Source organism: Kitasatospora sp. NPDC059722, assembly GCF_042733235.1.
In the GTDB taxonomy this organism is placed as follows: domain Bacteria; phylum Actinomycetota; class Actinomycetes; order Streptomycetales; family Streptomycetaceae; genus Kitasatospora.
On sequence record NZ_JBHWGD010000006.1, the window covers coordinates 1 to 14,048 of the forward strand.

Sequence of the window (14,048 nt, forward strand, 5' to 3'; positions counted from 1 at the left end):
GGGGCCCATGATGGCGGTGAACTCGCCCTGCGGGAAGTCGACGGTGACGTTGTCCAGGGCGACGACGCGGGTCTCGCCCTCCCCGTAGACCTTGTACAGGCCGGTGGCGCGGGCGGCCGCCCGGCCGGTGCGGACGGCGGTTGCGGGCATCGTCACGGGGAGACTCCTGGAGGGGACGGGAACGGATGATCGGGTACGTTCCATCCTTCCAAGGACTTCGAAGGCGATTTGTATGTCCCGGGGAGGGGTGACCCCCGCCCTCCTGCCGTAGCGGAGGGGGCCCCTCTCCTCCTCAGGTATGACGCTCGACCCCGATACCGCTCGGCGGAGCCCCGCTACTCGACCGCCACGCCGAACGCCCCCGCGAGCCCGGCCAGGCCGTTGGTCACCGACGCGCCCGAGGGCGTGAACCGCCAGCCCCCGCCGTTGCGGTGGAACGCCCCGACCAGCATCGCGCTGTCCGGCACGCCCCCGGTGTCGGCCGTCCACCGCTCGGGACCGGCCACGCCCTGCCCGTACGCGCCCGTCAGCGCCAGCCCGTGCACGTACCCGAGGGGCAGCGCCGGCGGCTCCTCCTCCTCGGTCGAGACGGCGATCACCACCTCCTCCACCGCAGGCCCCAGCCGGGCCGGGTCCAGCGTGACCCGGGCGGCCCGCAACGGCTCGCCCGGCACCGAACGGGTCGGGTGCAGGCGCACCGCGCCGTCCGGGTCCTGCGGATTGTTGAAGAACACGAAGTGCTCGTCGCTCAGCACCCGGCCGCCCGCGCACACGAACGCCGTCACGTCCAGCTCGACCGCGTCCCCGCCGGCCGTCCGGCTCCGCCACACCACCTCGACACCGGTGCGCCGCTCGGCCGGCCCGTCCCCGTCCGGTGCCTCGTCGACGGCGTGCGGGGCGCCGCCGAGCCGCCCGCGCAGGCCCTGCTCGGCCAGCAGCTCGACCAGCTCGGGGCCGCTGACCAGCGACAGCGGCTTGTTGCGGATGTACTCGTACGAGCCCGGGCCGAAGCCCGCGGTCGTCACCAGGATGCCCTTGATCGCGCCGTGGTGGCGCACGGTGGAGTCGAGGTCGCGCACGGCCGTGGGGGAGACGGTCGAGCGGTAGCGCTTCGCCTGGATCACGATCTTGCCGCCGGTCACCGGATCGAGGTCCTCGGCGACCACGTCCACCCCGACGTCACCGCTGCGGGCCGTCGTCATCACCCGGAAACCGCGCAGCCGGAACAGCTCCGCGATCAGGTTCTCGAACTCGATCGGGTCCATCTCGAACAGGTCCGGGTCGTCCTCGCCGCCGTGCCCGGCCAGGCTCCCGCCCACCGTCTCCGGCAGCCGGTCCGGCCGCACCTCGTCCAGCCGCTCAGGGCGCGCCGACAGCGTGCCGCCGAGGCCCTGGAAGCACTCCACCGGCGCCACCCGGTCCAGCGCGAGCCCGGCGAAGTCGGCCCGCGCGGCCGACAGCGTCGACAGGAAGCGCTCCGACTCCCGGCCGGTCGCCGGGTCGATGCCGCGGACGAAACCGTTCAGCACCACCGAGTCCAGCATCCCGTCCCGGTCCGCCCGGAACAGCTCCGCCGCCACCCGCAGCGAGGTCTGCGCCAGCACCTCCCGGTACAGCGCCTTGCGCTCCGTCGCCGGACGGGCCACCTCGGCCTCGCGGTCGTCCGACTTCACGTACCGCACCCGCACCGCGGCCGGCACCACGTCCGGGCCCGGCAGCTCCCAGTTCACCACCAGCTGGCGCGACGAGGCCTCCCACGCCGCCACCAGCCGGTGCGGGAAGCCCTCCGGCCACGCGGCGGACGCGTACAGCCCGGCCGTGAAGTACTCCTGGACGGCCTCCGGCTCGCCCGCACGCAGCCGGCGCAGCAGCTCCTCCGTGCGGACGGTCCGCTCCTCGTCCTCCCTGCGGTGCCTGGCCACCCGCTCCAGGTACTCCTGGTGACAGGCCGCCAGCCGCCGCTGCCGGTCCGCCTCCTGCGCCTGCGCGGCGTACCAGTCCTGCTCGAACCGGGCGCGCGCCTGCGCCGCGTACTGCTCGTAGCGCTGCCACACCCCCGCGTTGCGGGACTGCGCCGGATCCGGCGGCGGCACCAGGTAGGCGTTCTGATCGGGCATCGGCACCGGCTCACCCAGCGCACCCGGCTCGAACGGCGGCACCGGACGCGGCGCCAGCAACGCCTGCGGGCTGAACTCCGGCTCCCGCAGCCCGGCCGCCAGCAACCCGCGCAACTCCTCGACCCGGGCGTCCAGTTCGGCCGTCCGCCGGGCCGCGTCCGCCTCCCGCGACTGCTGGTACGCGCGCTGCGCCTCCCGCTCGCCGCGCACCGCAGCCCGCTGCGCCTCCCGCAACTCGCGCTCCCGGCGCCGGTCCTCCGCCGCCTGCGCCCGCCAGCGGGCCTCCTCCCGGCGCTGCTGCTGCCGCTGCGTCTCCGCCCAGACCGCCAGCACCCCGTCGTTCCGCCGCCCCGCCACCGTCCACCCCTCCACTCCACGCACCGCCACCGGCGCCCGCCACAATAGAACGTGAACACCCCACCGAGCCACGCACCCCGACCTGCGGGGGGAGGCGTCCGCTGCTGGTGGGCGGGCGTGTTGAATCCTCGCTTCCTCCTCGGGGCCCGCACGTCCCGGTTCCCGGGTTTCCGGCCGCAGGGTGAACCGCAGTCTCCGGTTGCGTAGTTCTACCGATGTGCCCGAGTGCACCGTTCCGGGATCATCGGGATCAATCGACTCCGCGAGAACTCCAAGGGCTGAGCGGCCGCCGATCGCTCCACAGCACCGGCCGGCCATGGCTGACGCTCCGTCATCCATGGGTCGGCCGGTCCCTTGTCTGTCACAACACGGGAGCTCTCTCCGGCTGTTCCGCGGACCGTACTCGCGTCGCTACCCGATCCGGCGGCGCGACCTCACGACGAGGACGACGGCCGCCTCCGGAACCTCGTCGCCCACGGTGATCCGGACCTCCGTGACCGTGCCGGGCCAGTCCGTGATCAGTTCCTGGTCGATCGCGTCATTCGACAGGGTGGCCATGAGTTCGCCGCCCCGGACGGTCTGCCCGGGTTCCACCAGGACCTCGGCCACGTTCCACGGCACGCCGAGCCCCACGGTCTCCGCGGTGAACGCCACCGGCCCCAGCTCGCGCCAGACCGGCGGTGCCGGCGGGCCGCCGAGGCGCTGCTCGACCTGGTCCAGGGCCAGTCCGGCGAGCCGGGCGAGAGGTGAGTCGTCCGCGGTGTGCGCGCGCAGCAACGGCTCGACGGCCCGGGCGTCACCCAGCCGCGCCAGCGTGGCCAGTGCGTCGGGCCGCACCTCGGGGTCCGCCAGGCACGCAAGGACGGCCTCCGTGTGATCGGCCGTCCCGTTCTCGGCCAGACCCCGCAGCGCCCGGCGGCGGTACTCGGGGCTACGGGACCGCAGTTGGCGCTCCAGGAACGGCAGGGTCCGCGCATCCTCGACGCACGAGAACGTCTCGCGGGCCAGCACCGATTCGAGCGAGGGATCGTCTGCCAGGGCATCGAAGAGCGCATCCGGGAAGGCCTTGGCCAGGAGTATCTGCAAGGAGCCGGGGCGCCGGTAGTCGTCCCGGTCGTGGCGCGTGATCTCCGCCATGTCCCAGCCCGGCTCGGCCCGGCCGGCCAGAATGGCGAGGAGCCGGTGCAGACTCGCCGGTCCTGCGGCGATCAGGTCGTCGAGGGCACCGTCGTCCCGGTACACGTAGTTCGTGAGGAGGCCGTCGATCTCCGCGGGCATCAGGTCCATGGGGGCAGTCGACTTTCGGTAACCCGGCAGGCCGGGGTGGGCGTCGGCCTTCGTCCGGCACGCACCCCGATTGTGTCACCTAGGATGATCGCGACGAGAGGCCCGGTGCATCCGGGCGAACGGTGCGAGGTGTGAGGGAGGTCCGCGATGCTCGGCCCCGACCCCGGCACGTCGACGCTCGCCGACAGGATCGACAGGTTGTTCCAGGTGGTTCGCCGTCCCAACCGCGAGCCGTACAGCAATGACGAGGTCGCCCGGGCCTGCCGTGAGGCCACCGGTGAGAGCTTCTCGGCGACGTACCTCTGGCAGCTGCGCACCGGTCGGCGGGACAACCCGACCAAGCGTCACCTGGAGGCGCTGGCGACCTTCTTCCAGGTGTCCCCGGTCTACTTCTTCGACGACGAGCGGAGCGCGCGGATCGCCGAGGAGCTGGAGCTTCTCGGCGCCCTGCGCGACTCCGGTGTGCGCGACGTGGCCCTGCGCGCGGTGACCCTGTCCGCCGACGGGCTCGGGACGATCAGCGACATGATCGAGGCGATCGCCAGACGCGAGGCCAACGCCGGGCGGGCCGGCTGATTCCAGCCGAACCGTCGTCCGCGCCTAGGATCACTTCTCGTCGGCGCGCCGTCGACGAGCCCGGGGGGAGGAATCGTGAGGCAGGCAGACCACAGGGACGCGGAGTTGTGGCGGAGGTGCCGGGAGATCGCGGAGGCGCTGCCCCTTCCGGAGCCCTTCGAGATGCCGGCCCTCGCCGAGACACTGGCGCGAATGCGGGGCAGGCCACTCGAGTTGGTGCCGCTGCCGGGGCGGAGCAGGGGCCCGTGCGGGATCCTGGCCAGCACCGACCGGGCCGACTACATCGGATACCCCTCCGACACCAGCGTGCTGCACCAGCAGCACATCCTGCTCCACGAGGTCGGCCACCTGCTCTGCGGGCACACCGGCACGACCGCGCTCGGATCGGCCGCGTCCGAGGCGCTGATGCCCCATCTGTCGGGCGAGCTGATCCGGCGCGTGCTCGGCCGCTCGGCCTACTCCGACCGTCAGGAGCAGGAGGCCGAACTGATCGCCTCCCTCGTCCTGCAACGCGCCAGGCACCGGACCCGGACCGGGTCCGCGGACACCGGCGATTCCGACGACCGGGTGACCCGGCTGGGCTCCGTGTTCGGACCGGCACCGAGGAGCCGTGCGGCAGACCATGAGTGACCGGCTGGCCGACGTGGCCGACTACCTTGCCTGCCTGATCACCCTCGTCGGAACGGCGGCCAAGGCCCTGTCCGACCGCGGTCGGCGGTCGGATCCGGCGCTCCGCTACGTGTACGCCTCCGGGCTGTGCCTGGGGCTGGGGCTGGCGACGACGCCTCCGGCGACGTTCACCGCGGTGAGCGGCCTCGGGTCCTGGCCGTGGTCCTGGTTCGGATTCGGCTGCCTCCGGCTCGTCAGCGACGAGCTGGAACTCCTCGCGGTCGGCTTCCTGGCCATGCTGGCCTACTCGATCCAGCCGCCGGACGGCATCCGGAGCGGTGTCCGGGGCGGGCTCCGACGCCAGGCGGCCATCACGGCCGGGGCCTTCCTGCTGAGCGTCGGCGCGTACGTCGCCGCCGGCACCACCCAGGTGGGCGCCCTCGTCGTCGCGCACGGCCGGCGGCGGTTCCTCCTGGTCGCCTACATCGGGCTGCTCACGGCCCACCTGGTCTGGCGGCTGGCCGTGTTCGGACTGCTGACCGGCCGGGCCGCCCGCCGCATGCCGCCGGGCGCGCTCCGCTCCGGACTGCGGCTGATGGCATCCGGGACCGTGATCGGGCTGCTCTGGATCGCCGGCAACGTCAACGACGTGGTCGACCTGCTGACCACCGGCGGTGAGATCGGCGCCGAGAGCGCGGCGTCCGCCGTGTCGGCACTCGTCTGCGTCGTCCTGATGCTGGCCGGAGCGACCGCGCCCGCCTGGGGCGGCCACCTGGCGAGGTGGTGGCGACCTCTGCGCGCCCGGTACGCGTACCGCCGACTGGAACCGTTGTGGTCGGTGCTGCGGGCGACGGTGCCGGCGGTGGAGCTGCTGCCGGAAACCGCGCGGGCGGGGCGGCGCACGCCGCACGGTGCGCAGTTCGCGCTCTACCGCCGCATCATCGAGATCCGTGACGGCCAGCTCGCGCTCCGTCCGTACGTGCACCCGCAGGTGCCGTCGTGGGTCGCCGAGTTCACCGCGACCACCGGCGGAGTGCGCCTTCGTCGGCGCCACGAGGTCGCCGCGACCGTGGAGGCGGCCGGCATCGCCGCCGCCCTGGAGGCGGCCGGGGCCGGGCACCGTTACCCCGCCGAACCGTCAGCCGGATACGTCCCGTCCGAGGGGCAGGTCGGCATCGACGAGGAGGTCGCCTGGCTGATCAAGGTGGCGGCCGCCTTCACCGCGTCCCCGGCCGTGGCCCGGGTCCGCAGCCGGGTGCGCGACGAGCTGAACAGCGTCCGCGGATGAGGTCGGACCGCCCCTGCCCGGCCTACCCCGGGCTGTGCAGCTCCCGCTCCACCAGGCGGGCCAGTGCGGCTCGTGACGGTACGTCGAGCTTGCGGTAGATCCGCTGCAGGTGCGTCTCCACGGTGCGAGTGCTCAGCACGAGCTCGTGGGCGACCTGGCGGCTGGTGACGCCGGCGCCGACCAGCCGGGCGACCTCCCGCTCGCGCTCGGTGAGCAGGCGCAGGGGCTGCCGTCGGTCCGTCGCGGGACGGTGGGCCCGGGTCGTTCCGGTCGTCAGCTTCGCCTGCTCCCGCAGGGCTTCCTCGGACAGCCGCAGGGCGCCGTAGTGACGGGCCAGATGCAGGGCCGAGTCCAGCTGGGCCGTGGCAGCCGCAGGACCGTGGACCGCCGCCGTCGAGGCCGCGCCCAGCACGAGGGTCCAGATCTGCTGGATCGGCAGGCCCGCGCGCCGAAAGCCCTGCGCCGACTGGTCGAACAGGACGACGGCGGTGTCGTGCTCGTGGCCGGAGGCGTGGACGAGGGCCCGTGCCCGGCGGGCGTGCATGCGCTGGCCGGGCAGTCCCAGCCGGTCGGCGGCCGAGTCGGCCTGCCGGGCCCAGCGTTCGGCGCCGGTCCGGTCTCCGCAGCGCACGGCCGCCATGGCCAGGACGCCCAGCCACTGGGGGAGCAGGGTGGGCTGGAGCAACGGCAGGCCGTCACCCCCGCCGTCCTCCAGCAGGGTCCGCAGCGCCGCGGGGGCGTCACCGGTGACGAGTTGTGCCTGGGCGAGCGCACCGACCCCGGAACCCGCCCACCAGTTGTCGCCGGGACGGGTGCCGTGGGTTCCCGCCTCGGCGAGCGCGACGACGGCAGCGGACTGCTGCGTGCCCTGTGCCCACGCGAGTGCCGTCGCCCGGAGCGCCATGGCGCGGCCGGCCACGTCGTGGGCGCCGGCGGCGCGGGCCAGCCGTTCGGCCTCCAGCGCCGAGCGGACGGCCCGGTCGAGCCGGCCGGTGCGGGTGTCGAGGCCGCACTGCCCCAGCAGCAGGTGCGGCAGCATCTGCTGCGGGCCGCCGGCCCTGGTGACGGCCAGACCCCGCCCGAAGTGCCGGGAGGCGGCCGGGAAGCGCTCCAGGAACACCTCGGACCAGCCGATCGCGGCGGGGAGTTCGGGGTTGCGGGCCAGCACGGTGTCCGGCAGACCGTCCAGTCGCCCGGCGCAGTAGGTGACCGCGGGCGCTGCGGCCGCCACGTCGCCGAGGTAGGTGTCACCGAGAGCCGCGAGTGCCCTGGCGGCCACCGTCGATGTCCGGTCCTCGGCGCCGTTCGCGGCCTGCACAGCGCGCCCGACCAACAGGTGCGTCTGCTCGTAGGTCCCTTCCAGCAGCGAGACCCGGCCGTATTCCAGGGCGAGTTCGGCGACGTGCGCGGGAGCGGGACCGGGACCGGGACCAGGCAGCGACCCGGGCAGGTCGCCCAAGGCCGCACGGACCAGCGCCTCCGCCTCCCGGTAGCGCCCGAGCTGCCGCTCGCAGAGGGCGGAGACGAGGTACGCCTCGGCGCGGAGCTCCGGGTCGAGGCGCGCCGCCTCGCGCAGCACCTCGTGGGTCAGCGCCCGCGCGTCGGCGAGTCGGCCGGTGGCAGCGAGTGCGCGGGCACGGGCGAGCACCAGCGAATCCGTGGGCAGCCGGAGGGCGTCCCTGCCGGGCAGGGATTCGAGCACCAGCCCGAGCCAACGAGCCGCCGTGGCCGGCGCGTCGTCGGCGATCTCCTGCGCGCCTTCGACCAGCAGCTCCAGCGCGGTGACGCCGTCCGTGCCGACCAGCTGCTCCGCGTGCCGGGCGCGGGCGGCGGCCGTGCATTCGCGGTCCGTGAGCAGGTCCAGTGCCCGGCGATGGGCCGACACCCGGGAGACGGCATCCGCGCGTTCATGGGCGACGTGCCGCAGCACCGGATGCCGGAACGCGAACCGCGCGCCTCCGGCGACGGGACGCAGCAGGTCGCCACGGGTCAGTTCGGCGAGTGCGGCGTGGACGCGGGCGGGTTCGAGCCCCGAGACCATCGTGAGATCCGCCGGCTCGATGTGGTCGCCCAACACGGCGGCGGCGTCGACCGCTGCGGCCGCGTCCGGCGTGAGCGCGTCCAACTCGGCTGCCAGCGCCACCGCCTCGCGCAGCAGTCCGTCCCGGTCCTCCCCGGGACTCGCCGGCCAGTCGTCAGGATGCCAGTCGGCAGCGGCGAGGATGCGGACGTACGCGGGGTTGCCGTCGGCGGCGGCGCACAATCGACGGGCGTCGGCGGGCGTGCCGACGGTGCCCGCGCTCTCGGTGCTGCCGACGACGTCGGGCGGGTCGTAGGCGTTCGCCGGACCCCGGCGGCCCAGGAGGGCGGTGACGGCCGCCGGGTCCAGCGCGGCTGGCTCGATCCGGACGACGCTGCCGGCCCGCACGCCGTGGCTCAGCTCCTCCAGCAGGGGCAGGGCGGTCTGGCGGGGCCGGTGCGCGACGGCGAGGAGCAACGGGCCCGGCACCGGCGTGCGGACGAGCTGGGCGACGAGTTCGGCCGACTCCGGATCGCACAGGTGGACGTCGTCCAGCAACAGCACGCCACCGCCCGCCGTGGCGGCCCATTCGGCCAGCAGCTCGCGGGCCACCCGCCCACGGCGGAAGTGCTCCTCGGAGGTCGGCCCGGTGCCGGCCCTGGAGTCCCGGAAGACGCGGCAGCGGTCGCGCTGCTCATCGGCGGTCTCACCGGCGAGCCGGTCGCCGTACGCGTCCACGAAGATCTGGTACGGCACCGTCGGCGGTCGCACGGCGCGGGCCTGGGAGACCGGGATGCCGCGCGCCCGGGCATGGTCGGCGACCACGCGCAGGAGCGCGCTCTTTCCCGTCCCCGGGTCGCCCACGATCTCGATCACGGCACCGCGGCCGCTGCGCAGACCGTCGACGACGGCCCGAAGCCGGGTCAGCTCGCCTTCGCGCGCCAGTAGTTCTGTATCGTCGGGCGTCCGCCACCGCGACACGTGTGCCACCCCCGTCCCGCCGGTCCCCCTGGCCCAGCCCGCAGTCCATCAGCTGATATGAATGAACCTTGCGTATTGATTCATATCAGCTGATCATCTGGCAAGCGCGGGGCCTTGCGGCGTGTCCGACTGGCCATCAAGTGCGCGGAATGACCTTGGTGTTGACAGGTCCGCGCACGCTGCGACGGCGCCACCGGAGGCTTTCCCGGCGGCGCCGTTGCGGCGTGGGTGTGGGTCAGCCGGAGCACCCGGGGACGGGGGTGGGGCTGCCCGCGCAGTTGGTCGGGCGGTTGCCGGCCACGGTGGTGGCGACGAGTCCCACCGTGCCGGTGTTGTTGTAGATGCCGCCGGGGGCGGTGTCGGCGCTGTTGTCGGTCACCGTGCTGGCGATGAGGGTCGCGGTGCCCAGGTTGGCGAGGCCGCCGCCGGTGGCACCCGGGCTGTTGGCGGTGTTGCCGCTGACGGTGCTGGCCTCCAGGGTCAGCGTGGCGCTGGTGATGTTGGCGATGCCGCCGGCGTTGCCCGCGGTCGCGGTGTTGCCGCTGCCCCGCCACCGTCCACACCTCCACCCCAACACCGCCACCGGCGCCCGCCACAATAGATCGTGAACACCCCACCGAGCCACGCACCCCGACCTGGGGGAGAGGCGTCCGCCGCTGGTGGTCGGGTGGGGGCCGGGATCAAGGGCACTGGTTCCCTTGGCTGCGGGGTGGGCCGACAGTCGTGGAGACGTGTTGGCGAAACGGTCTCGGGCCCATTCCACCAATCAGCGGAACGGGCCCGAGGCACCGGTTCGGAACTCAGCCGGAGGTCATGAGCGTGGCGGAGCCGGCAGCACTGCGGTGCGCAGGTTGGCGTTGATCCATTGCTGGCCGCTGCCGGAGTTGCAGTCCCACAGCTGGAGTCGGTTTCCGTTGACGGGGTTCCCGTAGGGCAGGTCCAGGCAGCGACCGGAGGCCGGGTGGTACAGCGTGTTGTTGGCGAGCGGGAACCACTGTTGGGCCGCGGTGCCGCTGCAGGTGCGGTATTCGATGGGCGTGCCGTTGTCGCGGCCGCTGTTGGCCGGGGTCAGGCAGCCACCCAGAACCCGCATGGTGCCGTCTCCGTTCAACGTGATCGTCTGTGAGGATCGCCAGTTGCATTGCCAGAGCTGGATGGCGGTGCCGTCGGCGGTTCCGGAGTTGTTGTCGTCGATGCACGTTGAGCCGTTGACAGCGGACTGGACGACTCCGCTCGTGCCAGCTGCTGTGGGGTTGACCGGGAACGGGTAGACGGCGGTGCTGCTGATGCTGCCGTCGAAGGAGACGGTGGGCTTGGACTGGTACCTGTAGCGGCCGAGGGTGAAGGTGCCTGCGGACGGGGGGCTGGACTGTGCCTGGTGGTAGCCGGTGGCGGCGAGGACGCCGTCGACGTAGAGCGACATCAACCCCGTTCCGGCGTTGTAGGAGGCTGTGAGCCGTGTCCAGACGCCCGGGCGGACCGGCGCGCTGGCATTGGCCGTGGAGGTCCAGTCGTACGGCCAGTTGTCGTTGTCGCCGTTGGCAAGGGCGAAAGTCCAGTTCTTTCCGGCGCCGTCGCTGTACAGCATGAAATTGCTGCCGTGGACGGTGTCCTGGCTGGCGATCACACCGCCGGCCGGGCCCGACTTGGCCCAGGTGGAGACGGTGAAGCTCTTGCGGGTGTCGACCACGGGGCCGGACATCGTGATGTTCGAGCCGCTACCCGGGGCGAAGGTGGCCACGGTGGCGGATCGGCCGTCGACCTGGTCGCCGCTCCAGCCGATTCCCGCTGCGGTGCCGTTGGCGCGGCCCTGGCCGTCGAGGACGTTGGTGCTGCCGTCGGGTGTGGCGAGCCAGTTCCCGAGTGGCCGGTTGAGGCTGCCGAGGACGACAGGAGTTTGTTCCAGTCCGGTCACGGTCGGGCCGCTCTTGTCCGTCCCGGGGGACCTGGTGCCGGTGCCGGACCAGGCGACCAGTTGGCTGTTGGTGTCGACGGCCCAGAGGTTCGGGATGCCGTCGCCGGTGAGGTCACCGTTGGAGCCCACCTTCGGGTACAGCTTCGGGTCGATGCCGCCGGCGATCCAGCCCTTGGTGGGGTCGGTGAACGCGGTGGCGTCGAAGCCGCCGGATGCGGTCGTTGCCAGTTGGTAGGTGTGGATGGTGCCGTCGTTCTTGGAGCGGGCCCACAGCGTGGGCATGTCGGTGCCGTTGGCCGGTCCCGGGGTGATCAGGTCGTAGAGGTTCCAGTCCTGGTTGTTCCCGGACAGCAGGATGGCGGGGCCGTCGAGGGTCTTGGCGCTGTTCGACTTGGCGAGCCAGAGCCTGCCGTTCTCGACGAAGAGGAGGGAGGAGCGGGGGAGTCCGGAAAGGCCTGTGCCGGCTTTGACGGGGGTGTCTCCGGAGGTCGATCCGAATGCCGCGATCTGGGTGACTGCGGACCAGTCGCCGCTGTTGCCGTAGTCAGTGCAGGTGATCGTCGTGGTGTCAGGAAGCGCGCATTTACGGGACTTGGTTATCTCGACGGCGGCCTGGCCGTCGAGATGTGCGGCAATGTCGTCGTTGGCGTACAGGTACAGTTTGGTGGCGCCGGGTGCGTGCGCGATCAGGTCGTCGACGTTCCGGTCGCTGAACGATCCGCGGTGGGTGGTCTGGACGCTGTTCCAGTCGCTGGTGCCGGGTGCGGACTGCGGCTTGGCGTTGGGAGCCGCGTACGGGTCGGTGCTCGCCCCGATCAGACGCAGCGCGCCAGTGGCGTCCGGCAGGAGGACGTCGGCCTTCCGGTCGCCGTCGACGTCGCCCATGATCGGCGCGGGGGCGTCGGGGTTGCTCGGCACGTAGTAGGTGTACGCGACCGGCTGCGACATGTTGCCCGCGTTGTCCTGGGTCTGCAGGTAGAGGAAGTTGGTCCCCCAGTGCCACGGCGTGTACTTCAGCGTGTAGGTGCCGCTGACGTCCATCTTCACGATGTTGCCGCCGTCGTTGCAGTTCCAGTTGGTGGACGCGGCCTGGACCGGGTCGTTGGTCCAGCGGGCACAGGCCAGGCCGGAGGAACGGCCGCCACCGGGCGGAGCCGGGTCGGTGCCGGTGAGGACGAAGGTGCCCTCCTGACCGACGAGCTTCGGGTGGCCGCCCAGGGTGCCGGACTCGGGGAAGTCGGTCGAGGTGATCCGGGCGGTCGGCGGCGTCCGGTCGATGCGCAGGTAGCACATCGCGGTGTTCGCGCTGTGCAGGGTGCCGTCATCGGTCACCGCGAACCAGCCGTACTGGTGGCCGTCGGCGAGTGAACCGACGCTGACGGTCCTGCGCCCGGAGCTGGCCGCCCAGTTGGTGTCATAGAGCAAGGAAGCGCCGCCGGCGTCGTCGTCCCAGATCTTGAACGTCGTCCAGAGCTGTTCGCCGGTCGGGGACCAGGCATCGACACTCAGGTTGATGTCGGTGTTGGCTCCGACCCAGCCCGGGGTGTCCCACGGGTTGACGGTGCCCGGGGTCTGGCACGCGTTGCCGTAGTCGGAGCTGGCGGCGAAGCCCGGGGTGGGGCTGGTGGCGGGGGTGCTGATGACGGGGGTGAAGTCGTAGGTGACGACGATGTGCGGGTTGTTGGCGAACCGCTGGCGGTAGTACTTGTTGGTTTCGTCGTCGGGTGCGAACAGGAAGGTCCACCCGCCCCAGTGCTTACGCGCTGCCTGCGTCATCACGCCGGACACGTCGAACTCCTTGCCGCCTTCCCCGGAGATCCAGTTCGTGCCGATCTTGGTGCAGTTCGAGGGCTCCGGGCAGGGCTGGGCCTCCCAGCGGGTCCACTGGTTGATCGGATTGTTGTTCGCCGAACCGGTGGAGTAGAGGCCCATCGGTGTGGGAGTGGAGGGGCTCGATGACCGGGCGACGGTGGCGTACAGCTTTGCCGAGAGCACAGTCGAGTCCCAGAAGGCGGAGTTCAGGCCCACCTGGAAGTAGGCGCGCTCGCGGCCCTCCTTGTCGCAGCGGTTGTTCGTGTCGATGTAGCCGCAGTAGCCGGCCGCCGGAGTGTCCTGGCCGTACTGGGTGCCGTTGTACTCCGTCGTCTTGGGGTAGGCCGACTGGACTTGCGCCCAGGCCTGGGTGCTGTTGTCGATGCTGGGGTTCCAGCCCGGGTCGATGTACCAGGGGCCGGTGCCCTTCCCAAGCACGGACGGATCGGGCTCAAGATCGATGCCGCCGATGCTGACCGTGGTGGTGATCGCTCCGACCTTGGCGTTGCCGCCGGGGGCCTTGGTGGTCGACTCGGCCGGGGCGGAGGCGTTGTCCGGGGCAGGTGCCTCAGCGGACTTGCCACGGGTCCCCGGCTCTGGAACAGCGGCAGGAGCGGCCGCCGCAGGCGTTGAGTCCCACATGACCGGTGCAGGTGCGGTGAAACGCACCTTGCCCGCCGCGTCCTCGGCCGTGAGGTTTCCGTTGGCGTCCGCCTTCACCGCGAGCCCGTCGCCGACCGTGTCGAAGTGCAGCTTCTTGACCTGGGGGTTGGCTGCGGCTTGAGCGGTGCGGACGATCAGGACCTGGCGCCAGCCGCCGCCTGCGGTCGCGGTCAGTTCCACATCGACATCGGGCAGGACGGAACGGTAGAGAGCGGTGTCGCCGTTGAGCTCGGGCTTGGGCAGGGCGAAAGGCGCTTTGATCGCGAGCTTCCTGCCGTCGGGCGTCGCCATGGTGGCCAGCGGGCCGGTGCCACCGCCGGAGAAGGTCAGCACGGACGGCACCGCGGTCGGTGAAAGCGTCCCGTCGGAGTTGGCTCGAAGGGTCGCGTTGACAGGACGCCAGCTGCCGTCGGCACTCTGGAC

The 14,048-nt window shown here is 72.3% G+C and carries 8 protein-coding genes and 1 pseudogene; 3 read left to right on the forward strand and 6 right to left on the reverse strand.

The window, feature by feature from the left end; translation table 11 throughout:
- The 3 genes and pseudogenes from ACFV4F_RS05210 to ACFV4F_RS05220 form a co-directional block, all read right to left on the reverse strand.
- Nucleotides 1-150, reverse strand: a pseudogene (locus ACFV4F_RS05210) (ABC transporter ATP-binding protein); the annotation flags it as partial.
- Nucleotides 151-335: 185 nt separating this feature from the next.
- Nucleotides 336-2,474: a restriction endonuclease gene (locus ACFV4F_RS05215; RefSeq protein ID WP_380500505.1), complete on the reverse strand. Its 2,139-nt coding sequence runs from the start codon at nt 2,472-2,474 to the stop codon at nt 336-338.
- Between the two features lie 411 nt (nt 2,475-2,885).
- Nucleotides 2,886-3,761 (reverse strand): HEAT repeat domain-containing protein, encoded by an 876-nt coding sequence (locus ACFV4F_RS05220; protein WP_380436235.1) that lies wholly within the window; start codon nt 3,759-3,761, stop codon nt 2,886-2,888.
- Between the two features lie 147 nt (nt 3,762-3,908).
- Here ACFV4F_RS05220 and ACFV4F_RS05225 point away from each other — a divergent pair, with 147 nt between their 5' ends.
- The 3 genes from ACFV4F_RS05225 to ACFV4F_RS05235 all read left to right on the forward strand — a co-directional run bounded on the left by ACFV4F_RS05225 (nt 3,909) and on the right by ACFV4F_RS05235 (nt 6,234).
- Nucleotides 3,909-4,337, forward strand: a complete 429-nt coding sequence (locus tag ACFV4F_RS05225; protein WP_380436237.1) for an XRE family transcriptional regulator — start codon at nt 3,909-3,911, stop codon at nt 4,335-4,337.
- 192 nt (nt 4,338-4,529) lie between these two features.
- Nucleotides 4,530-4,967 (forward strand): ImmA/IrrE family metallo-endopeptidase, encoded by a 438-nt coding sequence (locus ACFV4F_RS05230; RefSeq protein ID WP_380500506.1) that lies wholly within the window; start codon nt 4,530-4,532, stop codon nt 4,965-4,967.
- Nucleotides 4,960-6,234 carry an MAB_1171c family putative transporter gene (locus tag ACFV4F_RS05235; RefSeq protein ID WP_380500507.1) on the forward strand — a complete coding sequence of 425 codons (1,275 nt, stop codon included), beginning with the start codon at nt 4,960-4,962 and terminating at the stop codon, nt 6,232-6,234. The genes ACFV4F_RS05230 and ACFV4F_RS05235 overlap by 8 nt, the downstream gene beginning before the upstream one ends.
- A gap of 22 nt (nt 6,235-6,256) precedes the next feature.
- On the opposite strand, the gene ACFV4F_RS05240 is transcribed toward ACFV4F_RS05235, so the two are convergent.
- The 3 genes from ACFV4F_RS05240 to ACFV4F_RS05250 all read right to left on the reverse strand — a co-directional run bounded on the left by ACFV4F_RS05240 (nt 6,257) and on the right by ACFV4F_RS05250 (nt 13,958).
- Nucleotides 6,257-9,235, reverse strand: a complete 2,979-nt coding sequence (locus ACFV4F_RS05240) for a helix-turn-helix transcriptional regulator (RefSeq protein ID WP_380500508.1) — start codon at nt 9,233-9,235, stop codon at nt 6,257-6,259.
- Nucleotides 9,236-9,470: 235 nt separating this feature from the next.
- The gene (locus tag ACFV4F_RS05245; protein ID WP_380500509.1) at nt 9,471-9,818 is read right to left on the reverse strand and encodes a hypothetical protein; all 348 of its coding nucleotides are present in this window, start codon (nt 9,816-9,818) and stop codon (nt 9,471-9,473) included.
- A 228-nt stretch (nt 9,819-10,046) separates the two neighbouring features.
- Nucleotides 10,047-13,958: a ricin-type beta-trefoil lectin domain protein gene (locus tag ACFV4F_RS05250; protein WP_380500510.1), complete on the reverse strand. Its 3,912-nt coding sequence runs from the start codon at nt 13,956-13,958 to the stop codon at nt 10,047-10,049.
- Between the last annotated feature and the right edge of the window lie 90 nt (nt 13,959-14,048).

Bases quoted from the DNA above. Each gene is read 5' to 3' on its own strand.
- ACFV4F_RS05230 (WP_380500506.1), top strand. From the start codon at position 4,530: ATGCGGGGCAGGCCACTCGAGTTGGTGCCGCTGCCGGGGCGGAGCAGG.
- ACFV4F_RS05235 (WP_380500507.1), top strand. From the start codon at position 4,960: ATGAGTGACCGGCTGGCCGACGTGGCCGACTACCTTGCCTGCCTGATC.
- ACFV4F_RS05220 (WP_380436235.1), bottom strand. From the start codon at position 3,761: ATGGACCTGATGCCCGCGGAGATCGACGGCCTCCTCACGAACTACGTG.
- ACFV4F_RS05225 (WP_380436237.1), top strand. From the start codon at position 3,909: ATGCTCGGCCCCGACCCCGGCACGTCGACGCTCGCCGACAGGATCGAC.